General features: G+C 45.1%; 18 protein-coding genes. 17 read left to right on the top strand and 1 reads right to left on the bottom strand.

Annotated features, from left to right (window positions below):
- Nucleotides 1–2 precede the first annotated feature (2 nt).
- The 17 genes from GQS54_RS13835 (at nucleotide 3) to GQS54_RS13915 (ending at nucleotide 22,409) form a co-directional block, all read left to right on the top strand.
- Nucleotides 3–2,681, top strand: coding sequence for a zinc dependent phospholipase C family protein (locus GQS54_RS13835; protein WP_166424571.1), 2,679 nt, complete (start codon nucleotides 3–5; stop codon nucleotides 2,679–2,681).
- Between the two features lie 2 nt (nucleotides 2,682–2,683).
- A complete protein-coding gene (locus GQS54_RS13840; protein ID WP_166424572.1) occupies nucleotides 2,684–3,514 on the top strand; it encodes a hypothetical protein in 831 nt (276 codons plus the stop codon).
- Nucleotides 3,515–3,599: 85 nt separating this feature from the next.
- Nucleotides 3,600–4,979 carry a phage tail sheath subtilisin-like domain-containing protein gene (locus tag GQS54_RS13845; RefSeq protein ID WP_166424573.1) on the top strand — a complete coding sequence of 460 codons (1,380 nt, stop codon included), beginning with the start codon at nucleotides 3,600–3,602 and terminating at the stop codon, nucleotides 4,977–4,979.
- Between the two features lie 13 nt (nucleotides 4,980–4,992).
- Entirely contained in the window at nucleotides 4,993–5,490 is a 498-nt protein-coding gene (locus GQS54_RS13850; RefSeq protein ID WP_158770374.1) for a hypothetical protein, read from the top strand.
- A 3-nt stretch (nucleotides 5,491–5,493) separates the two neighbouring features.
- On the top strand, nucleotides 5,494–5,979 hold the full coding sequence (locus GQS54_RS13855) for a hypothetical protein (RefSeq protein WP_166424574.1): 486 nt from the start codon (nucleotides 5,494–5,496) through the stop codon (nucleotides 5,977–5,979).
- Nucleotides 5,976–7,139 carry a hypothetical protein gene (locus GQS54_RS13860; RefSeq protein ID WP_166424575.1) on the top strand — a complete coding sequence of 388 codons (1,164 nt, stop codon included), beginning with the start codon at nucleotides 5,976–5,978 and terminating at the stop codon, nucleotides 7,137–7,139. The genes GQS54_RS13855 and GQS54_RS13860 overlap by 4 nt, the downstream gene beginning before the upstream one ends.
- Nucleotides 7,136–8,152, top strand: a complete 1,017-nt coding sequence (locus GQS54_RS13865) for a hypothetical protein (RefSeq protein WP_166424576.1) — start codon at nucleotides 7,136–7,138, stop codon at nucleotides 8,150–8,152. Before GQS54_RS13860 ends, GQS54_RS13865 begins: the two co-directional genes overlap by 4 nt.
- Complete coding sequence (locus GQS54_RS13870; protein WP_166424577.1) at nucleotides 8,149–8,811, top strand: phage baseplate assembly protein V; 663 nt, start codon at nucleotides 8,149–8,151, stop codon at nucleotides 8,809–8,811. The genes GQS54_RS13865 and GQS54_RS13870 overlap by 4 nt, the downstream gene beginning before the upstream one ends.
- Nucleotides 8,812–8,813: 2 nt before the next feature.
- Nucleotides 8,814–9,149 carry a hypothetical protein gene (locus GQS54_RS13875; protein ID WP_158770369.1) on the top strand — a complete coding sequence of 112 codons (336 nt, stop codon included), beginning with the start codon at nucleotides 8,814–8,816 and terminating at the stop codon, nucleotides 9,147–9,149.
- 50 nt (nucleotides 9,150–9,199) lie between these two features.
- Nucleotides 9,200–9,676 (top strand): GPW/gp25 family protein, encoded by a 477-nt coding sequence (locus GQS54_RS13880; RefSeq protein WP_166424578.1) that lies wholly within the window; start codon nucleotides 9,200–9,202, stop codon nucleotides 9,674–9,676.
- Nucleotides 9,673–11,535: a baseplate J/gp47 family protein gene (locus GQS54_RS13885; protein ID WP_166424579.1), complete on the top strand. Its 1,863-nt coding sequence runs from the start codon at nucleotides 9,673–9,675 to the stop codon at nucleotides 11,533–11,535. Before GQS54_RS13880 ends, GQS54_RS13885 begins: the two co-directional genes overlap by 4 nt.
- Nucleotides 11,532–13,304 carry a hypothetical protein gene (locus GQS54_RS13890; RefSeq protein ID WP_166424580.1) on the top strand — a complete coding sequence of 591 codons (1,773 nt, stop codon included), beginning with the start codon at nucleotides 11,532–11,534 and terminating at the stop codon, nucleotides 13,302–13,304. The genes GQS54_RS13885 and GQS54_RS13890 overlap by 4 nt, the downstream gene beginning before the upstream one ends.
- A gap of 86 nt (nucleotides 13,305–13,390) precedes the next feature.
- On the top strand, nucleotides 13,391–14,110 hold the full coding sequence (locus GQS54_RS13895) for a carboxypeptidase-like regulatory domain-containing protein (protein WP_166424581.1): 720 nt from the start codon (nucleotides 13,391–13,393) through the stop codon (nucleotides 14,108–14,110).
- A gap of 16 nt (nucleotides 14,111–14,126) precedes the next feature.
- Nucleotides 14,127–14,744, top strand: a complete 618-nt coding sequence (locus GQS54_RS13900; protein ID WP_166424582.1) for a PASTA domain-containing protein — start codon at nucleotides 14,127–14,129, stop codon at nucleotides 14,742–14,744.
- Between the two features lie 66 nt (nucleotides 14,745–14,810).
- Entirely contained in the window at nucleotides 14,811–16,484 is a 1,674-nt protein-coding gene (locus GQS54_RS13905; protein WP_166424583.1) for a hypothetical protein, read from the top strand.
- Complete coding sequence (locus tag GQS54_RS13910; RefSeq protein ID WP_166424584.1) at nucleotides 16,481–18,757, top strand: hypothetical protein; 2,277 nt, start codon at nucleotides 16,481–16,483, stop codon at nucleotides 18,755–18,757. The genes GQS54_RS13905 and GQS54_RS13910 overlap by 4 nt, the downstream gene beginning before the upstream one ends.
- Nucleotides 18,750–22,409 (top strand): hypothetical protein, encoded by a 3,660-nt coding sequence (locus GQS54_RS13915; RefSeq protein WP_166424585.1) that lies wholly within the window; start codon nucleotides 18,750–18,752, stop codon nucleotides 22,407–22,409. Before GQS54_RS13910 ends, GQS54_RS13915 begins: the two co-directional genes overlap by 8 nt.
- Before the next feature lie 86 nt (nucleotides 22,410–22,495).
- On the opposite strand, the gene GQS54_RS13920 is transcribed toward GQS54_RS13915, so the two are convergent.
- Nucleotides 22,496–22,690, bottom strand: a complete 195-nt coding sequence (locus tag GQS54_RS13920; protein ID WP_166424586.1) for a hypothetical protein — start codon at nucleotides 22,688–22,690, stop codon at nucleotides 22,496–22,498.
- Between the last annotated feature and the right edge of the window lie 914 nt (nucleotides 22,691–23,604).

The raw sequence follows: 23,604 nt of genomic DNA on the forward strand, positions 1-23,604 counted from the left end.
TTATGCCAGCCGTCTTAACACATAAAACAATCATGTTATTGGCCAAAGAGCGGGTCAAAGATATCTACACCGTACTAAAAACCAAGGTTGAAGGAGACGGCCCAGGTCCTGTGTCCACTTTGGATAGACAGTTGTTGGCCATAGCAAAAGAGACACTAACCATTTTTACCAGTGAACCTCGTCCTCGCACTGAAATGAAAGGGCTACTATTTGCTGGACCCGTAGGCGAAGATCATGAGAGCTATCCCATATCTCAGTATGCTGTGCTTGGTTCAATGGGGCCTGATATCACAGCCTTTTCAAGCGTTTTAACGCCTGGTAATGCGTGGGTTTTTGATACGATCCACAAAGGTACTCCATCCTCAGACAGAGAAATAGTCAATGCACAAACCTGCGATTTCATTATGCAATTTTGGGATCAGGTTAAAAATGGAATTAATTCCACAATCACTGATCCGACTGAACGAACAGCAAGCCTTCAAAAAATGCGAGCTTATGTGCTTGGTCACCTTTGTCATATCGCCGCTGATGTTGTTTCTCATCCTTATATCAATGCTTACGAGTGGAGTGGGGCACCTAAGCCAGATGGTAATCAACATGCAATTGTTGAGGGGGAGATTGATGCTTTAGTGGCAAGAGATTTATTACAACGAGAACGCACCTTAAGTGGCAACGACTGGGATAAATGGTGGCCTTCAGAAAACCTACCTGAACCCTTCTTCGATGCTTATGCTGAGGCATTAGAGCGCACCTATACAGCGGGAAGTAATCCTAGAAAAGGATTCCATCAATTTGATCAGCATCTGCAATCGTTAGGTTCACATGTGGCCATGAATGCCAGTTTTGTTAAAGATGGCTATAACACGTTGCGCCATGGTGTAATTGCTAAGGGTTATGGTTACGGTTATTGGAGCGTATGGGGCTGGCTTTCGCTGTTTTTTGTGCCAGCATTGGCATTGCCTTTGATTACAGCAGTATTGCCCCACGGCAAACATATCTACCTCTCTGACAACAGCAAGCACACCGAACGCGCATGGATGGAATTCGTCTCAACGCCATTGATGTTCGGTACACCTTTTTCAATTGGCTTTGGTGCGTTACTTGGAAGTGTCACTACCCACGGAGTAGAAGGCCGATATTGGTTAGGTATGAGTGGTTCTATCATTTCGGCTGTCGCTGGTATAACAATGCTGTCTACGTTAGGTGTTGATGATTTGCCTGCCGGTTTATCATGGCCTGTTTTTTTCGTACTACCTCTGATATTTACCGGGTTGCAAAGCATTATCGGTATTGCGGAGTATTTCAAAGATCAAATGGCAAATATGGCGCTTGGTGCTATTCACAGCGGGCCGCTGGTGATGCTCATTTTATTTTTGCTATTTGTTTATATTATTCCGCTATTGGCGGATTCGAATGAAAATGCCACAACTGCATTTGAAGAACCTAGGTTCTGGTTAGGATTTGTATTGTGGGTTTTGATTATGATCGTTGCTTGGTTTGTCATTCCTCTTTTTATTAAAAACCCCAAAATTCCGGACAAGCCTGCTGGAGGGCTAGCCATACCAAGATTTGTCAGATTGTTTGATGACACAACCCTGCATCACGACCAACAACTTGCTGATGATAATATTCCTGCAACAGGGTTTCCAAGCGGATACCGGGAGTTAGTAAAGCTATGGTGGACTGGCGCAGGCGATTTATATATCCGAAGCGATCGCTATCAACTTGTTTTTTCCTCGCACGAAGACGGCCGCAACCCACAAACGATCAGTGCTCCGATCACACCCATAACGTTACAAGACTACCTAGATTTTCTCAAAAATAACGTTGTGGAACCGGGTACTGGTACTACTGGTAAATTGGAAGGCGTTATTGTACATCCTGAGGATCCTGACTATTTAATGCCTGCTGGCGCGCTATTCTCCGATCATGGTGACACTGAAAAATCTGCAGCGGAACATGACGTGCAAGCTCAAGTTTTTAAGCCAATAGGCACAACAGAAGTTGATACTGACTACATTTTATTTCATAGCAGAAAGTCGGCTCAATCAATGAGATTTAGTAAACAGGGCCCTGTGCCGCTTGAGCGAAACTTAGGGAGTGCACCGTTTATTGAAACAGATGAAGGGGAGCACGGATGGGACTACGTCCATAACTCCGATACCGCACTATATACCGATACGCTAATGAGTATTGCAGGGGATTTTGGCGCCATTCTGAGCATGAGTGCAGTCACTCATATGGTTGCTGATTTAAAAGACAGTAAAGATAATAACGTCAATAAAGTCTACCAAGTATTCAAAAACTGGAACCTCGATCGTCGCAGGTTAAATGAATGGCGCACGATTGTGTCCGGAGACGCAATTAACGAAAAAGGACCGAGTCACTCAGGCTACAGTAGTGAAATGTTGGGTGAAGGACTGCGTCCAGATAATCACGCAAGTTGGCAAGAAGCGCTGTTAAACGGCGGTTCAGATCAAGCCGCGTTTGACCAAGGAGAATTAACAGCTAGGCAGTTGGGTTGGACAACAGTACTGCGTGAATGGATGGAAGTAAGCCGCGTTACCACACAAGATACGTTGGCAACCACTAGTTTAAAACCAGGTAACCCCAGTAATAAAGCGCTCAGCAGAGCTATGGCTTATATTTTTGAGTTAACTGATCCAGAGGAGTCTGCATAATTATGGCTGCCTTGGCATTCATGCAACAGATGCAATCATATTTAACGGCTGAACCGTTGCTGTCGAGCGCCACTGTGGGTGTGGCCTTGCCAATCATCAATACCGATTTGCCAGCAATTGTTTTGTCACTCGACAATTTACAAATACCTTCCGTTGGCCTGGGGCAACATACTGAAATTGTATCTGGGGCATTGGCGGTTCAAACCTCTATCGATTTATCCGACCCTTTGTTAAACGACGGCTCAGGCCTAAGTTTACTGAGTCCTGATAGAATGATGGCCACATTACAACATGGAGGGTTAGTAGACAGTGAAGGCTCTTCTACCGCCCTTACGACTGCAGATATTCAAGTTGATATTAATGGCATTCCACTCATCTTAAATCAGAACTCGCCTCGTGATGGCGAATTCAGTGTATCGGCACTTCAAGGTCAGTTAGTGCTTGGTCGTCCTTTACCCCCTTTAGGTACGCTAACAGCAAGCTATTTTATTGGCCAATGGCAACGAATTGTTGAACAGCTATCTGGCGATTTAACAACCTTGGTTGTTAGTTCCAGTTCAGCAATGTCTGAATCACTTAGTAACGCCGTGATTAACGTAGTGAGTTCAGCGCATCAAAATATTTCTGGGCTGAGACAACTAAATCTTAATCAGCTAAGTGCTGTAAACGCTTTCGATATGGGTGCTACACCAGCCAGTCAACGTGTTTTAGCTTGGCGGTTTACATTTGAACATATTGTGAATAAACCGGAATCTTCAGGCGGCATTATCCAACGTATTATTTTGCGCACTCGTCGAGACAGCTTCCCGTTCGAAGAGGAAGATATTACATGAATATTTTAAGTAATCCGCAGACGTGTTGTCCTTATGTTGTTGAGGTATCCGCGTCTAAACAATCAGATTTATGGAGATGGCTAGCATGAGCGAAAGTATCGGTGAAATGATATTGCCCGGCACCTATATTGATGTTCGTGCTGAAGGCTTAATCGGAGTTGGTGGTATTAATACTGGCAACATTGGCATTGTTGGAACCGCAGATAGAGGGCCTGTTAACGTGGTTCAAATATTGGGTTCATACACAGAAGCGTTAGACGTTTTTGGTCAATATGATGCATGGCAACCGTCAGGGGACCCACTGAGTTTAACGCGTGCATTAGAGCAGGTATTTAAAGGCGGCGGCTCAACGGTATATGCCGTTAGAGTTGCGAATGGTACACCAGTGCCTCGCGTATTTGCTGTTCGTGATGCTGCCGAGGCTGTTTTGTTTACATTAACCGCTACGTCTGGCGGCACATGGGCGACTGACATTGAAGTCACTTTGACCAACAACACGTTAGAAATGACATATCAAGGCAACAAAGAAGCATTTGAAGGGGCTACCGCTTTAGCCTTATTCGATGCTGTTGCCAGCGGTTCACGGCTTTTTATAGCAGCTGGTCTAGCCGAAGCTGACGAAGGAACAACGGCTACGAGCGTGATACAAACCATTGCGGGTTCCAATAATGGCGCCAATGCAACAGTGACTGAACTTGCCTCAGGCTTAACTGACTTGGCAACGCAACCAATCAATATAATTGTTGCTGCCGGATTCGGAACGCAAGAAGCAGCTGGGACGATGATCGCGCACTTAGAAGCCACAGAAAATGATGGGCTTGAGCGAATTGCAATAATGGGCGTCACCCAAGATGATGTAGCTGACATCATTAACAACGACGTAGGATCTGTTAGTAATAAACGCGTTGTTTTAGTGGGTCCAGGTATTAAAGCTAACGACGCGCGTAGCAGGGCACAAGTTGATTTACCCGGCGCTTATTCTGCGGCATTAGTGGCTGGTAGGTTGTCTACATTGGCACCGCATATCAGCCTGACTAATAAAGACGTAGCAGCCGATGGACTCACCAGAGAATATACCCGAGCAGAACAAAAACAATTGCTACAAAACCGAGTCATGGTTTTGCAAAAACTGTTTGGTTATCGCGCATTAAAAGGTATTTCTACGGATATGGGCGCATTTAAACAAATCTCAGTGCGACGCATTGTTGATTTTGCCAAGGCCGGTGTGCGCAAAGGTTCCAATCCTTACATTGGAAAGCTAAATAATGTTCGGGTAAGAGGCGCGTTAAAAGCTACTTTGGATGGTTTCCTAGCCAGCATGGTGCTCGATGAAATGTTGACGGAATATCAACTCGATGTTAGTGCCACAAGAGCACAGGAAATTAACGGTATTGCTTTAGTCACCATGACACTCAAACCGACTTTTTCAATTGATTTTGTCAAGGTCATCATGAACCTCGAATAAAGGAGCAATTATTATGGCTAACAATGTATATCGCGGTTCTGATGGAACTATATCCGTAGCGGCAGAAAATGGCGTTGAAGGTGATGCAGCCGCAGCAATAACTGAAGAGTTTGCCCTTACGCCAATTGGGCGTGCTACTGGGGTCACCATAAAGGTCACTAACGACGTGGAGCCTTTTCATGAACTTGGACAACGATTTGCGACTGAACTTAGACCTGGAAATATTAATGTTTTTGGCACAATTGATAGAGCGTACATCAATGGTGCGTTGCTGAAATTAATGTTAGGTGAAGCGGCTGACTCTCGTCCCCAAGGCACCTTCACTAGTCCAGCTTTTAACTTAAATGTCAGGTTGGAAAATCCTGCATTACCTGGCAGCAGCGCTTCGGTTACTGCCATGGGAGTGAAGTTTAACGAGTGGAACTATGAATTACCTGAAGATGATTTTGCAATGGAAAAAGTAAGCTTTAAAGCACTTTGGGTCAAAGTTGAAGATACATCAGGGGGGTAACTTATGACAACGCTTAGCGCAACGGAGCTACTGGCGGGTGGCTCGCAGCAACATTTAGTCAGCATTCCTGCTGAGTTGCTTGATGCAACGTCTGATTCAGGTGCACAGCAAGTATTACTGCGACCGCTTACCTTGAATGATGTGCAACTCATCAGCAAAGCAGCCAAAGAGCAAGGAACATTAAGCAGTATGTTGATGGTGCAGCGTGCGCTAGTAGAGCCAACCATGAACATCGAAAATGTCGCAAAATTACCTGCAGGTCTAGTCCAGTTTCTACTTAAGGAAGTCAATCGTATATCTGGATTAAGCCTATCTCAGGACGAATTACAAAATGCGATTAAGGCTCCCCTTACCAAGGCAGTGTTTGTATTAGCAAAAGAGTTTGGGTGGACCCCTTCTGAATGTGCTGAACTGACCGTGGGACAGGTAATGCTTTACTTAGAAATGCTAAGCGCGGATACACCAGAGAATAAGGAGAACGTCGCTTGAAATCGAACCTTATGTCTTTTGATTATTTGCTTAATGACCACGTCCTAGAGCAAAACTGGAAGCAACTAACAGCGGGTTATAGAAATCTGTTAGTTGAGCAACAGTTGCAAACTGATTTTGTTGAATCATTCGAGTCTACTCAATCGTTGTCGGAACTTTATGAAAATAGCTTCACCCAATTTTTAGAAGAGGTGAACTTGACGGCTATCGAAAGACTGACAGGTTACATAGAAAACAAGGTTAGTTTGCCTCAATCAAACGTTATGCCTGCGCCTAGACTTAGGGAAGAAAGCGCACTACAAGTAAAGCGCGAAGAATCAAAAATAATAGAACCAAAGGTAATAGCAAAACAAAAAAAAATCATCGGAAATACCTCACATGAAGTGGTTAAACCGTCAAACAAACTGACGCAGATAAAAACAACTAAGAATAAACTAAATCCACAGGTTACTGTTATTACAGCCGATTTTGCGCGGACTGAGTTGAATAACAGGGCGGTGTGTTCAGGCTGGGGTTATCAGTGGTCAGAGCGAAAGTTAGCGAGTCGGCACGAGGTTAAACCTGAAATATCACAATACGAAGCGCAAGCCACTATTCGTGGCGTTGGCAATACAGACGCGATCCTAGGCGCGGTTAAAAAGGACGTCTTACATGCGCATAATAACAATACAGAGCTTACCAAAGAGAAGGGACTCACTTTATCATCCAATAAAACGATTGACCGATTAATAGATGAGAAGGTTAAAACGATACAGTCCGCAAAAAAGACAGATTTTAACGTGATGAGTAACAGCACCCAGCATGCAAATAATATAGTCAAAGTTGCTAACCCGTCGCCCAAAAATGGATTGTTGACCGACGATGGTTCATCAAACGTCCCCAGCGCTATCAGCCCTCTCAGCACAAGCTCGGGTGTGGGGGGCTTGAGAGGTTTAGCCGCATTAGCTAAGGCCAATGTCACGGCAGACCAACCCTTATCACCAGAGACCAACGAGGTTAATGAAAATCGAGCCGTTGCAACGTCAATCCAAAAACCTTCGTTAAATATCGTGGATAACACGGCTTCATCTTCGCAAATAACCACTGCTTCAGGTATTGCCAAACTACTTGCACAAGAGGCAAGACGGGCCGGTATCGATTTGGAGAAATTCCAACCATGAGCTTAGCCAGACCAAATGCAATTATTACCATGGACGGACAAAAATTCACTTCTGCCGAAGCTGGACTTGTGAGCTTACGGCTAGATCTTGGCTTTAATACCCATGACAGATTAGAGATGACCTTATGGGCTGATTCTACATTATCCAATGTCAGCCCGGGGAGTGAACTCATCATAGAACTGAGCAATGAATTGGTGTCAGACAATTTACGTTCATCTGCGGGCGGATTACTCGGTGCGAGCAACGATAACGCCCTTTGGACTGGCACCATAGATATTGTGCAAAGTAACGCAGGGCAATTGCATTTGTCAGGATTGGCGAGTTCCGCCCAATTGAGTCAATCAAGAATGTCAGCCACATGGGCTGACCAGAGTATTACCGACATAATCAAAGATATGGCGGGTGAGCTTGATGCAGAAATTGAAGCTGATCTGCAATTATCTAATTACAGCATAGATAACAGCCGCAGTGTCTGGTCGTACTTATACGATTTAGCACAACTAACAGGTGCTGAACTTAGCAGTGCTGGTGGTGGTGGACTGCGTTTTATCTTGGCCGCCAAAGGTGGCGCGTCAATATCACTTCGCTATGGTGCTGATCTGATTGATTGGCATTTATCTGAAAAGCAAACTTCAACTCTTACCTTGGCAGCGGAACATGGTGCATCTAGCTCACAAGGCAAAGAGAAGTGGCATTGGTTAGCGCATGATCCCGTTGGGGCAGGCGCTGATAGCACCGTCATCCCTTCGGCTTTTTCGAGTCGCGAAGCGGCAGATTTATTTTCTAAAGCCGCGCAGTTAAGACAAAAGCGTTCCTCAATGCAAGGAGAAGTTTGGGTCGGCGGGCGAATTGATCTGCGTCCAGGTGGTTTAGTTGAGTTAACTGGATTGCCTAGAGGTGACAGCGGAACGTTACGTATCAAGGCAGTGACACATCAGTTGGATGGTCAAAGTGGTTTTATTACCGCGTTGGCTGTGGAGGGCTACAGCGAAAGCTTTGGCATTGGGTTTTGAGCGAATTAATTGACACATTAAGAGCCATTGTTCGTGATGAAATGGCGCGCAACCGCTGTGCAGAGTTGGGCATAGTAGTGCAAGTCCATGCGAATGGTGGCGATGGCAACAACCATCAGGTAGATGTGCGTTTACGCAGTTCAGGTGTGGAATTAAAACGCGCCCCGGTAACCGTGCAACGCTATGGCATATCAGCGTTGCCTAGGGTGGGTGACTTGGTGTTGGTGGTGTTTTTACGGGGGGAGTTAAACGCGCCTATGGTTATTGGCTGCGTTTACGATGCAGGCGTGCAGCCTCCAGAAGCAGATGAAGGAGAAATGGTATATGTGGTGCCAGATGAAGGACGGGAGAAGCATTTACATATGGAATTGCCGTCTGGAACCACACTGACCTTTGGTGACGAAAAGGTCACGTTAGTCTCCGGCGAGACACAAGTCGAGATTGAAAACGATGGTTCGGTGAAAATTCACTCAGCCAAGAATGTGGAGTTAAGTGCGTCAGGTGACATCAGTTTGCAGGCTGACGGAGCGATAAAATTTGAGGCCGCGACCAATATCGAAATGAAAGCTAAGGGCGTAAATATCGAAGCCAGTACTGAGGCAAATGTTAAGGCCTCAGCCCTTAATTTTACTGGGGTTGCCCAGTTTAGTCCGAGTTAATCGTGTCGAAACCTGCGGTGAGTATCGGTTGTGCTGTTTTGCTATCCCCCGGTGCTGCTGGTCCGCCGGATAGCGGGATGATAACCACTATCTTTCAAACAAGTTTTTTGGCTAGCGGTATGCCATTGGCAGTCAGTGGCTCACTTTGCCAAATGATAAATAGCGTAAGTGGTGTGCCATATGTACTGCCAATAGGCTCAGTGGGTAGCTCGAGTACATTAACAATATCAGGACAAGGATTAGTGCGAATGGGTGACCAAATACCCAGCGGCCCGGGTATTTTAACTATTATTGGTCCGCCAGCGAGTCCGGCGTTTTTAGATAGTGGTCCACCGTAAAACGTCAAGATTGTAGTTAAGCATTACAAATATTGAAAAGGAGATAAATCATGCCAAGAGAAAGTACTAACAAGCTAGATGAGCTGCTAGGGCTGGACTTATGGTTAGATTATCAAAGCTCTCCTGGTTTTTATGAAAATGCCGACTTAAGATACGAATTACGGGGGATTGGTGCTAGGGATATAAAAGTAGCTCGGGGTGTCGACACGTTGCGCCAAGCGATAGTTAACCGTATCAAAACTTACAAAGGCGAGCTATTACCTTTAGGGCATCCTGAGTATGGTTCAAGGCATCACGAGTTAATTGGTCAGCCCAATGTTGAACGCACTCGAAATCTTATAAAACTGTTTATTTTGCAGGCCCTAAAGCAAGAGCGACGTATCGAAAAAGTGCTTTCTGCCAATGTACTTGCTGAGCATGAACCACCTAGGGAAACAGTTCGAATTGAGCTTAAATTACAAATTCGCAGTGTTCCCCTACCGCTCAATATTATTGTACCTTTTAACCTAACGGAGAGTTTGATATGAGCTATGTCGCTGAACCTTATGCGCAGTTTGTTGATGATCTGTTAACCGGTTTTACAGGGGGGCATGTACGGGAAATATTTCGAATGCTGGAGGAACAACGTCCCTTTAGGTTATCGACAGATGGTGCTGCGCTACCTAGTACCATACGGGTTTTTGGACAAAAAGAAGGCGCGATAAATAAGTTTGAGTTTTTTTTATTTAGACTTAACACTGACTACCAATTACTTGATGGCACGGATATCCAGTGGCTCAGTAAAAGCGATGGTTCGCCTGCTATTGATGCAATATGGCCAGCAGATGGCACTACATTCTACGTCAACTACGAGTCCACAGGTGGGTCGCAAATAGCACCGTTATTAACTGACCGTAGTCCTGGCAGCGTGACGCGTTTGTTGGCTGAAAGTGTCGGTCGAGAATATGCCGTGCTGTCTGGGCAGTTAGAAAAAGTATACGAGGCTGCATTTCTGAGCACCGCAGCAGGTAGAGATTTAGAAAACGTAGTCGCCCTAATTGGACTTGAACGTTATGGTCGCAATGTTGCCGAGGGTATGGTGAGTTTTAGCAGAACCACGCCATCGCCCGCCGATATTACCATTGCATCTGGCAAAAGACTCAGTACAGCAGATGCGCCAGCCGTTACGTTTGAAACCACCAGAACCGTGACATTGCAACGAGGACAGTTAAGTGTTGACTCACCGGTACAAGCACTAACGCCCGATAGTAAAGGTATTGTTGCAGCCAACACTATCGTCGTTATCAATCGACCTATTTTAGGTATCGATAGCGTAAGTAATCCTGAAGCAACGAAATTTGCCGGTCAAAATGAAAGTGACGATGCACTTAGGTTAAGGGCTAAACGAGCGCTAGAAAGTGCAGGTCAGGCAACAGTGGGGGCTTTGCAAGGCGTGCTAACGGGATTACACGGTTTGCGTGAAAAAGACATGCGTTTTACCGAAGATCCAATAGAGCATCCGGGCATTGTTAACCTTGAAATTGCATTACCTGAACTTTCTCCATTGCAAACAGAAGACTACAAAAGGCGTGCAATGGCGCTATTAGAAGAAACTCGGCCAGTAGGCATTCGCATTCGCCACAATATTGAAGCATTTCAGCCACCGGGTCCCGCTCAACCAAGCACAGGTCAAGACAGTCCGATTGATGGCGCCCCTATTGTTGCAGCGGATGGTATAGGAGAAAAGCTCCATATGCCTGTTGATTTCAACGTAACACTGCAGCCCACTACGTTGACACTCACCCCAGAAGAGCAAGAAAAGTTGATAGGCATGGGTATAAGCACAATAAATGACTTCATTGCTGAGGCTGGCTTAGGCGAGACGTTGGTTTACAACCAACTTATTGCCGCATTAATGAATATAGATGGTGTGCTGGACGTAACGTTAGAAATGTTCCCTACCAGTAAGCCTGAAGCAAGTCGAACACGCAATGTTATGCCTAATCAGTTAGGTGCTAGGCCGATTGCTGGTGTGGTCGATGTGCAAATTGGTAATTCACTTGTGGCACTGGATATTACCGTGGCGGTTACCTTTAATGGGGCCGGTGAAATCGGCAATGTGGAAAGTAACGCCAACGCGGCAGCTAATGATATTCGCAGCGATTTACAACAAGCACTTAATCGTTTTACGGCGAGCCAAATCGATCCGGCAATATTGCTAGGGTTGATCCCAGGGTCTGAGAGCTATGCACCTGATGAAGTACATTATCGTGTAGAATTTATGGGTGATGGTATAAGAATAAATCAGTCTGATATCGTTATTCCGTCTACCGGATTGGAAAGATTCTGGATCCGCTCAGCCAGTGTACTTGACCAAAGTGGTACCGTTTTGGGGAGTAGCGTATGACGGTAAAAGTCTCCGGGCGCGGGCAAAAAGTACTGCAGCGCTTTCCAAAGCATATGGAAGCTGAAGCGCGTGGAAAATTGCTTGCTAGTGTGGTCAATACGATCGTTAGAGATCAAGACGTTCAGTCTGCAGATATGCAAAGTATTCGGTGTGCCCACCGACTGTTCGAGGCCAAACAAATAAGTGATTTATTGCTACTAGCGAGCCTGCATGGCATTAGCCGTGCTGATATGTCAGTGCTTTATGCCCGCCAGCAAAAATCATCTGAATTGCTATTACAACTCAAGCAAAATGTTGAAGCAGATGGTGATGACGCTGTGCGTGAAAAGCTTGCTGAATCGTTTGTACAGCTTTATGCCCTTGGGACTGAAACACCTCTTCGGCTTTTTTCGCAAGCACATTTAGATGTTGATAGTTCCGATGCTGATATTTCTGATGCTAATAGTTTCGATGTGAATGAAGCAATTGATCGACTCATTACTTCCGCTGTTCAATCTGGTCAAACACATACCTTGCTAGAAAGTATTCGCAAACGAATTGTAGAGACCTGCGCTATTCACATTAAAGGCAACGGCACAATCGAAGCTTTGTTGCGTGGAGCGGCAAACGTATTAGATTTGAATTTGGGTGACATAGAGCACAGTGAAGATCGTTTCTGGCACGCAGGAGCGGTTCACGATCGCATTCAACTTAGTTGCCTAGATGAAACCTGTACTACCCATAAAATCCTTCCTAAAACAGAATATATGGGCATTGAAGAAAACCCTAAGGTTATTGCGCAAAGAGGACCAAACCCATATAAACACGCTGATCTATTTCATTTTTTACGTAAAGGGTTTGATGATGCGGTCCTTGAAATCAGAGTATTGGGAAACCTAAATAGAACCGTCAGTCCTATGGTGGTTAATCGAGATGAAGGTCATGGCGTGGGTTTTTTTGGCTTAGTGCCAAATGGACAAGCGTTAATTTTTACCCAGGGCGGTCGTGTCTTGCTAGATGGAAAAGATGTCACTAGCAGATCCTATGCGTGGCAAGGGGCGTGTTTTGCGCAGTACGATGCTACTTTGCTTGATACCGATGACTCTGTATCGACTAACCGAAATGATTTTGTTTTTGCTGATGCGGATGCACCAGATACCGAAAATGACGGCAAAAGTAGGTTTGTAACCGTTTCGCCATTCGGCGCGTTAAATCGAGATGCACTTATCCCTCACGCGGGTTCAAGTCTGCCCATGCCGAGCATTAGCGTGTGTAAAACTCGCTTTGCTTTTTTTGTTCAACATGGACACTTTTCAACAAAACTTGAAGGGACAACCGCGCCCAGTGCCAGCGCCTTTGACGATGATGTTTTTGCGTCAACACCCAGTGCTGTGCGCGATCACATTACGTTAGTTACTCCTAGGTTTGGTGTGGGTTTCGCAGACGCTTCAGTGTTTGCCACAAAAAATGGCAACGAAAAATTACAGGCCGCTGGATTTATTCACTTACGTTGGCTAGAGCGTCAAGCTTATAAGGTGAAATTGCTTATCCCAAATCGCTTTCGACTATTTGATAACAGCAACGGCGCTCAAATTGCAGATTTAGTGAAACAAGGTATTAAACGTTTTCGTCCTGCTGGTGTTGATGTGGTTGTTGACTATGTTGAGCCTTATTGGATAGCGGGAGATGCTGCCTTGCCAGGAGACATTGACGGGATGAGTGCAATCGACCAAATACGCTCACAAACAGTATTGGCGCCACAATTGGGCCCGGTACCGGTACCGGTTTGATGTTGTGCCTTACGGATAAGACCTTCGATTTACCCAAAGCATTTTTGTAGATGTTGTTCATCTGACTTTACAAGAGAGATAAGTATATGGAACTTAATGAATTTACAGCAAAACCAGTATCACCTGGTGAACCTATTACGTCAGAAGCTTGGAATGAGTTGGTATCAGGCATTAAGGCGCTTAATGATTTTGTTTTAGCGAATCAATCGACGGCGTTAAATGTGCAACTCAGCAACACAGATATTTCACGAAATACCGTTCGGGTGACAGCGTTACGCGATGATGGCTGGTTAGCCCAGGCGGTTTCTCCGGTAAACGGCGGGGATTCGTTTGTCTTTACATCTTTGCCACCAGGCGCTTATGTGATTATGGCTGATGCACCTGGTTTTAAGGCTTCAAAAGAAAATGTCACCATACCTAGCGATGAAATCGTTAAATTGACCCTCGAACAAAATGGCGCATTTATGCCTAATTTAATTGGTGTTGAGCTTGCGTCGGCGCTGGCCATTTTAGACGACAGCAGTATTACCGTAGGACGTTTAATCGATGTGTTCGGGCGTGAATTAGCCCCCGCTAAACCAACGTCGGAATACGCTAGCCAACCAATCGTTATGCAAATTCCGGATCCTAGTGATGCCGTGCCACCGGAAGGTAAAGTGCAATTAGTCGTTTCTGCAGCACTGCAACTAGATAGCTCAGTAGAAATTCCACCGTTAACAGGCTTGACCTTGACAGAGGCACGTAAAGCGCTTGAAGCCATTGGTCTTAAATTGGGTAAAGTTGAAACCAGACAGAAATCGGAATAATCAGGGGAGAATAATTATGGCTACATTTAGCGCTAACAAGCCGAGTTTGCTTAGTTCTACACAAACAAAATCGCTTATCACCGGAATACAGGGCAGGGAACAAGCAAACACGATTATTCCGGCTGCTCGAAATATTAATCAACCCATATTCGTTGATTTAGATGACAAACCGGCTATTGCCAGTGTCGTTAGGGGCGGATTTAAAGTGCCGTCCGTATTGCCAGATAATGCGCGACTCGAGGCTTTTTTAAGCGGCCTACAGATCAGAGAACCGACTAGGGAGCCTAGAGTGTTAGATCAAAATATTGCCGCGGGTACCCGAGTAAGTGTTGGCACCGAAGTGGACTTAATACTGGCACCACGAGAAGACATTAATATCGGTATTTTTGATGATATTCATATTGACGTTAAAGATACCAGTATTGGTGAATTACTCGACCGGGTGAAAGATCAAAATGATCTGCGCGGCTTAGTGCTCAAATATGAAAATGCGAATGATGTAGAAGAAAACGACAAAGTTATTTTAACCGATATGCTCGGGCAATTCGCAGGCATAAATATTAATGAAGGTAAACCGGGTCAGGGCTTTAGCAATGCCTTTAACAGTGTTCGAGTAGCACTAGCATTTAAGTAATTGTGCCTAAGCGAAATAGGGACGTACTTTCATGTAGCTCATTTTGATAATGGGATAGATTACAATATGGCGATTAACATCACTCAAGCAACTGGTATCGTTCAATGGGAGCTATCTCATGAGGCTACTTCTGGTCTTGTGGGACTAAACAACCAACATATTCATGAAATAGCCCCCCCAATTCTAACTGGCCTTAGACCGATAAGTTTAGCTGACGGCACAAAGCACGTGAGTGTCAAATTGCTTGTTAAAGCGAATGCAATCATAGACAAACTTGATCTTATTCTGAGTGCAAACCGTGCCGATTCAATCAAAGCTAAACAAGTAGCAGATGTTAGAGTCGCAGAAGGCGACAATGAATCGATTATCATTGATTTTGGCATGATGCTAACGGTCAACTCAGTGAGTATTGCAACAGGTTACTCAATCTCAACGATATACCCTTGGTTAGGTACAAAATTTGATAAGAGTGATCCGCTTTTCGAGGGAGATGGCGTTCTTACTCATAATTCGGTTTCTTTTTCAGATGTAAAAACACAACGCCTAATGCTTACTTTGGGTAGTGGCCAAAATGCAGCGGAAGTTATTGATTTTATTAATTTATCATTACCAGATTTACCGTCTGGACTCACGTTATGTCTTAATGGCGATCAACCGATTTGGCAGCACGACCCGATGGTACAGTTGGGGATCAGTGAAGATATAACTGATGACGGATGGAATTCCCTAGGACAACGCAGAGTTTCGTTAGCAAGTTCAGTTGCCCAATATACCCAAGACCCAACAAAATCTGATGATGTTGAACTCGAATTTGTACTCAGTGCAGTTGTGCCAGGTGCACTCAACATTGAGATTGAATCTGTTGAAACACGCCATATTCATCGCATGTATTTTAACAACAAAAGCGATTTAACTCTGCTTTTTGAGCGTGAAGCAGAGCAACAACTCGTTATATTTCCCCCTAGCAACGTTACCGAGCCCATAAGCGGGATTGAATTAAGCATTTCCGGCGAGTTAGATGCACTGCGAGCAATTCCTGCTATAGCCAAAAAGCCAAATGAAATTACTGAATTATCCCTTGGCAACGGCAGAGCTGCTTGTGTCAGGTTAGATGCCAACTTTGGGCTAGTTGAATTAGCGGCTCTACGGTTTCCTTTTATTGCGGGCCCCAGTGGCGCTGAAGCGAGAGTTATTTTATGGCGCGAAAGTGACGGCATGCCAATGGAAGCAATAACAAATGCGATAAGTGAACCGATTAACTGGACGGGGTCCGACGAGCAATGGATACGCTTTGATTTTAAAGAGCCCGTCGCTCTGGAAGAAAATGTCAATATATGGGCTGCTATTAATGTTAATCGAGGTGAGGTCATTTGGAAAATGGCGACGGCAAATGAACGTAATGAATACCCCGTTAGAATTGGCTCACCTGGAGGCCCATGGAGAGCATTACCAGCGATATTTGGTAGTGGCAGGTCACTAGGCAGTATTGCTGGTAGGGTGCATATGTTGGGCAATGCAGATCAAACGAAACCTATACCTCCTTTATTAATTTCATTGGATGACGATGAAACACAATTGACACTGACACCAGCAAATGAAAATAGTCGAATTGGACTTGAATTCAACGCCCAAACCTCTAAGCCTGAAACAGATAGCATAGCGCTTAGAATCGTCAGTCGCAGTCAAGGCAGCATTAAAATTAGTGAGGTTGACGTAATTACTGGAGAGAAATTGTCATGACACAGGATGCTCATAGTCAGTTTGTAAGCGGTCAAAAAGTTACCGCGCTACATTTGCAACATATGCAAGACAGTTTAAGGGAGGGATTGGCCGATATTCGAAGTTGTATTGGTTTAGGCAAGGTGGCTTGGGGGCTAAAGGCCGAACTGAAAAATGGCAATATTGAGCTTCAACCAGGCGCCGCCTTTACCTTAAATGGCCATCGATTATCGTTAGACAGTATCGCACAAATACCGCTTCCCACTGAAAATAATCCATGGAGTTTGCTGTTAACCGGACTGAATAACGATATAGAGTCCCTGCGCCATGACGGTGCGTCGACAATTATTAACCTAATTACTGCAGTGTCAGTGCAACCCCAAGCTGATGTAGATGGTGCTTCAATTGTCATCGCCTCAATCGACGTGCAAGAGGGGGAAGCGGTATTGACGCAAAATCCTGAATTATTTGCCGCAACAGGTAATCACAATCATAGCGGACAATGGCATCAAAATAGTTTAGGGCAATGGCTTTTCGATGGCAGTGCCTTGGAAGATCACAGCGACATTCCCGGTATTCCTGGCCCGAAAGGTGATCTTGGCCCGATTGGACCGCAAGGAGCACAGGGCGATATTGGGCCACAGGGTCAGGTAGGGGCGATGGGTCCACAAGGGGCTAATGGTGAGCGAGGTGAAAGAGGGCCGCAAGGAGAACGTGGACTGCAAGGTATTCCCGGTGAAAAGGGCCCAGCTGGGATCCCCGGCGCGATAGGTGAGGTTGGCCCTGCTGGTGAAAAAGGCAGCGCAGGCGAACGTGGCTTAACAGGTTTAGCGGGTACAGCAGGTCAACGAGGTCCGATTGGCTTAAAAGGCGACCCTGGTCCACAAGGGAAAATCGGATTAATAGGGCCAAAAGGCGATATTGGTGACGTAGGAACATCCGGGGCTCAGGGGCCAAAAGGTGATGCTGGGCCGCAGGGAAAAGCGGGTGACAAAGGCGTAAAAGGTGACAAGGGTGATATTGGCGGGACGGGTGTTCAAGGATTGAAAGGTGATATTGGGCCTCAAGGTAAAATCGGAGCGACAGGGGCGATAGGACCCCAAGGTCCCGTTGGCGTTAAAGGTGAAATTGGGCCTCAAGGCAAAATCGGTGCGAGAGGGGATGTAGGCCCTCAGGGCAAAATCGGAGCAACGGGTGAAACTGGATTACCAGGCAAAATAGGTAAGACAGGTGATACCGGCCCCCAAGGTAAGGTTGGTGAAATAGGTGACACTGGGCCTCAAGGTCAAGTTGGCGTTAAAGGTGATGCAGGGCCTCAGGGAAAAATCGGCGCCAAAGGGGAAAAAGGTGACAAGGGTGATACCGGCTCTGTTGGTATTCAAGGGCCAAAAGGTGACATTGGGCCTCAAGGAAAGATTGGAGCAACAGGCGGTATTGGGCTTCAGGGGAATATCGGTGCTAAAGGTGAAATCGGGCCCCAAGGAAAAGTTGGCGAAAAAGGTGACGCAGGACCACAGGGCAAGACTGGGGCAACAGGCGCGATTGGGCCCCAAGGAAAAGTTGGTGAAAAAGGTGATGCTGGGCCACAAGGCAAGGTTGGTGAAAAAGGTGATATAGGACCACAAGGTAAGACTGGCGCAACAGGTGCTGTCGGGCCCGAAGGTAAAACAGGCGCAAAGGGTGAAGTTGGGCCGCAAGGCAAGGTTGGCGAAAAAGGTGATATAGGACCACAGGGCAAGACTGGTGCTGTCGGACCAGAAGGCCAAACTGGCCCTATTGGGAAAATGGGACCCGCAGGGGCAAAAGGAGAGCAAGGTACACCAGGTGAAGGGCTAAACCCAGATTGGCCAGCCATTAATAAAGTAAGTTGGCCTCATAATGGGCGAGTTTCTGCTGAAGATGCCATTCAAATATTAAGTCGTTTGAATGTGGTGATGTCCACAAGTATGTCACCAGAAACTACGAATGCACAGCCACAGGTTATTCAAGTTTTATTTGAACCTGGATTCAATCAACAGCTTATTCTGATGCAAATGGCTTATATCCAAGGGGATTGCAAATTAGCAGCGCAAAAAATTGATTGGAGACCACGAGGGGATACCAGTCAATTGATAAAGATTTTTTCGGGCAGTGGCGGACGCGTCTTTATTCGAGTTCATTGCAACGGACTTTTAGATTCCGATAAAAGACCCTTTTCCGCGAGTTGCGATGTATTGCATGGTACGCAAACGCCGCATATACCCGGTGGTGTATTGGAAAGTTGGTTTACTATAGGTAGTACAACAGATGTCTGATGAACTTGACCCAAAAGATAATCCCAGTAAACGCGTGCAGCAGATTCTGCATCGAACCGGAACCGTTACTCCCTGGGATTTTAGTCGACTAACCGACGAAGCTATTACGCATGCTTCAGAAGCTGTTCGTGTCGATGCTGCCAATGCTAATTTGAATTGGCGTCCATTGGGTCCAAGAAATACCGGTGGCCGTATAAGGTGCCTTGCTCAAGACGAAAGAAATCCCCAAACGATATACGCAGGTAGTGCCCAAGGAGGTCTATGGCGAACGCGTGACATTGGTGACAGTTGGACTGTATTAGATAATTTCACCTCTCCAAATTCCCGCCAAGCATTGGCAATCGGTGCTATTGGTTTGAGCTACAGTAACCCTGAGATTATATATATTGGAACCGGTGAGCCAACGAGAGATTCCGCCGGTGGTGTTAGGGATATACCTGGAAATGGATTATTTCGTTCAACCGATTTCGGTGCCAAATTTACCCGTATCGATCACCCAGACCCTACTTCTGGCGTGTTAGGTTTCGGGCAATTCGAATCTATTGTGGTTGACCCGTGGGAGCCTAGTCGATTCTGGATTGCCTCATCAGATGGTGGTATGGGCCGCGGAACGCCGCCGGCTATAAGCGGAGCATTACCCGTTCTTCATAAAGACGAAGTACGTCATGCATCAGCGCCAGCGGCGGGTACGCAACAAGCAACAGAGATTATGATTGATTTTGGGCGATCACGTACAACACCTTCTAAGATAGTGACTGTGTACGTTGCAATATGGGGGAGTGGTATTTACCGCGCAAAGTATAATCGAATCATTGATGCTTATGAGAACACAGGGGGAGATATATGGACTGACATTACGCCACCTTTTTCAGGTTCGTACACACGTATTAAATTGACTCAATGTCGCGGACAACCCAATTGGATTGGCGCAGTATTCGCAGACAATAATAACGCAGCGTCCCATGTTTTTATCTCAGATGACCGAGGTGAACATTGGATTGATACTGGCGCAAGAGCGGGAGATACAGGGACTCAAGCTAGATATGATTTAATGTTTGGTATGCACCCTACCAATCCTTCTATTTTTGCCGTTGGCATACTCGACGTTTTTTTAGGTCGATACAATTCTAATACTAGCAATACCACATGGACAAAAATTCTCGATTGGAAACAACACGATCTGGGCGACCGAGCACAACATGCAGATCAACATGATATTTTATTCGATATGGCTAATCCCATGCGAATTTGGGTTGGTAACGACGGTGGTGTATCAACTTCATCTGATCTTGGACAACACTGGACCGAACGAGGCCTAGGCATTAATGCGGCTCAATTCTTTGATATCACTACGCACCCTACATATCCGTACATTTATGCTGGTGGTTTACAGGACAATGGGACTTGGCTGAGTTATGGCGGTCAGACGTGGCACTATGTGTATGGTGGGGATGGAGGCGAAGTCGCTTTTCAAGTGGGCGATCCAAGGCAATTCTACGCCTGCTGGTTTCCAGGGTCTGCTGTGCCGGGCAATGAGTGGGGGGTTGTGCGAGTTTTAGTGCGAAGCACAACAAACCTTTTTGGCAGTGCTAGATACATGAATCGTCTACCTGATGTTCCACAATCTGGTGTTCATGATGTGGTCAATCAATCTACGCTTAGTTATCCCTTCACTAGTGTGACACATCCAGGTTTATTTACTGGTGTATTAGCGCACCATCCTATTCGACCAAATAATATTTTAATCGGCAGGGAGGGAGGCGCTTATTCCACGACAGATGGAATTGCGTTTACACATCTGAATAATTTGGGAATTGGGTCAACTGAAAAAATTACGAAAATTGTTTATTCCCCGCAAAATCCAGATACATCTTGGTGGGCTGCAACACATATTGGCGAGTTGTATTTAACCAATGATGCCAATATGTCGGCTTGGGCCAATGTTTCACCACCTGCTTTAGCAGGGTTTAACGCAACAATAACAGGGGTGGCTATTAACCCAAACAATGATGCTATTGTGGCTGTTACGGCTACAGTAAGAGCCAGAACGCCTAATGATGTAAGTCAGGGAATGATTTTTATATCGGGAGATACAGGGGGAAATTGGCAGGAAATTAGTGGGAGACTTCCCCCTAATGCTAGTGTTGCTAATGATCAATTTAGCCCATCTGCTGCCACGGCTATTGTATTCGACCCTTCAAGTTCCGCTACCGTCACTGACACACAAATTATCTACTGCGGATGCATGGCTGGCGTTTATGTGATCCGCAATGCGATTGCACCAACAGCCGTATCAATTGCCGCTGGAACTTCGTTTTCACCGCTGTGGCGCACATTCAATGGCAACTTACCGTTGGCTTTAATATTTGATTTAGAGGCTATTAAATATACTGATGGCTCCGGGCAACCGCAAAGGTTACTACGCTGTGCTACCCACGCTCGTGGTGCATACGAATGTGATTTGGCAGGTAGCAAGCAAGTATATTTGTTGATCCGCGACAACATAGTTGACGATGGAAAAACGTATGCCGTGACTCATCAAGTACCAAATAATCATGATCCCAGAATGACACCTGGAATGTCTGCGGTAATGGTACGCGATCGTTCCATTGATATCCGCATCGATACCCCTCCATTTCGATTTCTAGGTCCTGTCCTTGACGGTCTCGAAATGGACGAACAAATGCGTAGCACTATATTAAAAGTAGGCATGATGAATATCATCTATGTGCAACTCCATAATAATGGTTATGGGATAACCAATAGCGCTGAATTACATTTATTTTGGGCAACAGTGCCTGCAACACCACCGGATCTTCAAGCGGACTTTTGGACACAATTTCCCAATGTGCTCGATGGTGGTACTTGGCAAAAAATCGATAGTGTGGAGATTAATTATCTAGAGTCAGGGCAACCTCGCGTGATGGCGTTTAATTGGCATGTACCAGGCGAACTCACTGGGAATGTCGCTCTGTTAGCAGTCGCCTCTGACTCAATTCATGATCCACTAGATATCAGTGTGTTGGGTAATGTTGTTGACCCAGCTCAAGCCGCTAGTTTTATTGGACAGGAACGACGCACAGCGTTATTTATTTCACCGGTTACACCATCGCCTGCCAACGCTTCTATGAGAGATGGATTTGACGATACCGGATTATTTGGTGAAACCGCATGGGGAACTCAAAGCCACGATATTATTGTGGTTCAAGCTGCCCAAGGTGATCCTGACACTGCATTTGCTGACATGAATGACAAACGTATTGCCGATGTGCTCGATGGCAGCGAAACAAATCATATTTACGTACGCGCGCGTAATCAAGGGGGCACGGTTTTAAACAATGCCGAGGTTGAAGTATTTAGAATCCCCGTCAGCTCATTGCAAGACCCACATTCATGGGTATCATTAGGAACGGCAACGCTTACCACCATAGCGGCAAAATCTAGCGCTATCTTCCCAGCAATAACTTGGGCAAATCCACCGGATCCCGCGCCAGATAAATATTACGTATTAATAGCACTGATCCAAGGTGACGAAGATGCAAGGCCTGATTTCATCGCCAGAGTTGCGTCTATTCAAACATTCTGGAAACTACTACTTGAAGATGCAGACAGTGGAAACGCTGTCGTCAGAGGACTGAATTGGCAAGCCTAAGCTAAGCTACCAAGTGGAAAACCAGACATTCGAATAACTGCCAAAAAGTGATTTTTATAAATGCAACGTTAGCAAAAAATCATGACTTATTTCTTTAGCAACTTATGTAAGAGCTGAACTGACGCATCAATTACAAACCAGGTGGCGAGAAAAGCGATGACTTCCAAACCAAAACTGCCGAATTTGTAAAATGTGTTCGCTAAAAGGAAAGAAACAAAAAAGATAGGCATCTGCTCTAACAACAACTCTCGATTAGAAATAGCGCGTAAAAAAGTAAACATAACAAACACCTTTAAGTTGTTTTTAGATACTTAAAGCGTAGTCAATATGGTTGTTCCAAGCAAACCTCTGGAGTGCAAAATATACCTTAAAATAGATAAAATAACGCAGTCAAAAGAATAAGGAAATTGCAGCTTATTGAGTAGATGGAAAACATATCACCTAAGATATTTATAGTTACATGGCCATATACAACTAGCACTAGCTTAATCAATAAATAAATCAATTATTCAGGTGCCCTTTAGCTGCGATGATGGGGGAAGGGCGTCATATAAACATACTGCTCTTAAACGCAAAAAGGCTCTTCATTTCTGAAGAGCCTTTTTGCGATTTGGTGGAGCTGGCGGGAGTCTTGTATCTGGATTAACTATTTGATATTAAATGTTTTATCTAAGGTTTAAATGTGATGGTACTACTTATGGTACTTCTAAAATATTTTTACAATGCTAAATCTAATATCATCATACTCTGCTCTTCATAGTTCGGAACATATTTTTTTATATTGTGATTTTAATTGCCACGTAAATAGAAGTTAATTTAAAGAAGTTTTGTGAGGTCAGCAAGCAGACTCACTCGATAAAAATTTTCATACTAGCTGATTTCTCTGTTTTCTAAAATATGCTTTTTTTGAAGTTTGTTACTTGTAAGTAAAATCGCCATGACTTTATCTGCAGATCTAGACTAAATCAACTACCAACATTGTGAGCAACGACTTTTAAGGCACGTATTAATGTCATTCAGCTCTAATCGGCAGGTGACATATTCGGATGATGGTGCGACTGCTTCATTGGACAATGCCATCAATATTGAAAGCCGTTGAACAAATTGTAAAAGAGTAATTGAGAATATAGAATATTTGGCCGTTATTGATGACAACTCAACAGCATCTATTTAGAGAAAGATGTTTTATAGCCTG

Source organism: Paraglaciecola sp. 20A4 (genome assembly GCF_011378905.1).
In the GTDB taxonomy this organism is placed as follows: Bacteria; Pseudomonadota; Gammaproteobacteria; order Enterobacterales; family Alteromonadaceae; genus Paraglaciecola.

Coding starts and splice junctions, on each gene's coding strand:
- GQS54_RS13920 (WP_166424586.1), bottom strand. CDS start 22,690: ATGTTTACTTTTTTACGCGCTATTTCTAATCGAGAGTTGTTGTTAGAG.
- GQS54_RS13885 (WP_166424579.1), top strand. CDS start 9,673: ATGAGCTATGTCGCTGAACCTTATGCGCAGTTTGTTGATGATCTGTTA.
- GQS54_RS13895 (WP_166424581.1), top strand. CDS start 13,391: ATGGAACTTAATGAATTTACAGCAAAACCAGTATCACCTGGTGAACCT.
- GQS54_RS13900 (WP_166424582.1), top strand. CDS start 14,127: ATGGCTACATTTAGCGCTAACAAGCCGAGTTTGCTTAGTTCTACACAA.
- GQS54_RS13905 (WP_166424583.1), top strand. CDS start 14,811: ATGGCGATTAACATCACTCAAGCAACTGGTATCGTTCAATGGGAGCTA.
- GQS54_RS13880 (WP_166424578.1), top strand. CDS start 9,200: ATGCCAAGAGAAAGTACTAACAAGCTAGATGAGCTGCTAGGGCTGGAC.
- GQS54_RS13890 (WP_166424580.1), top strand. CDS start 11,532: ATGACGGTAAAAGTCTCCGGGCGCGGGCAAAAAGTACTGCAGCGCTTT.
- GQS54_RS13865 (WP_166424576.1), top strand. CDS start 7,136: ATGAGCTTAGCCAGACCAAATGCAATTATTACCATGGACGGACAAAAA.
- GQS54_RS13910 (WP_166424584.1), top strand. CDS start 16,481: ATGACACAGGATGCTCATAGTCAGTTTGTAAGCGGTCAAAAAGTTACC.
- GQS54_RS13850 (WP_158770374.1), top strand. CDS start 4,993: ATGGCTAACAATGTATATCGCGGTTCTGATGGAACTATATCCGTAGCG.
- GQS54_RS13845 (WP_166424573.1), top strand. CDS start 3,600: ATGAGCGAAAGTATCGGTGAAATGATATTGCCCGGCACCTATATTGAT.
- GQS54_RS13840 (WP_166424572.1), top strand. CDS start 2,684: ATGGCTGCCTTGGCATTCATGCAACAGATGCAATCATATTTAACGGCT.
- GQS54_RS13835 (WP_166424571.1), top strand. CDS start 3: ATGCCAGCCGTCTTAACACATAAAACAATCATGTTATTGGCCAAAGAG.
- GQS54_RS13855 (WP_166424574.1), top strand. CDS start 5,494: ATGACAACGCTTAGCGCAACGGAGCTACTGGCGGGTGGCTCGCAGCAA.
- GQS54_RS13915 (WP_166424585.1), top strand. CDS start 18,750: ATGTCTGATGAACTTGACCCAAAAGATAATCCCAGTAAACGCGTGCAG.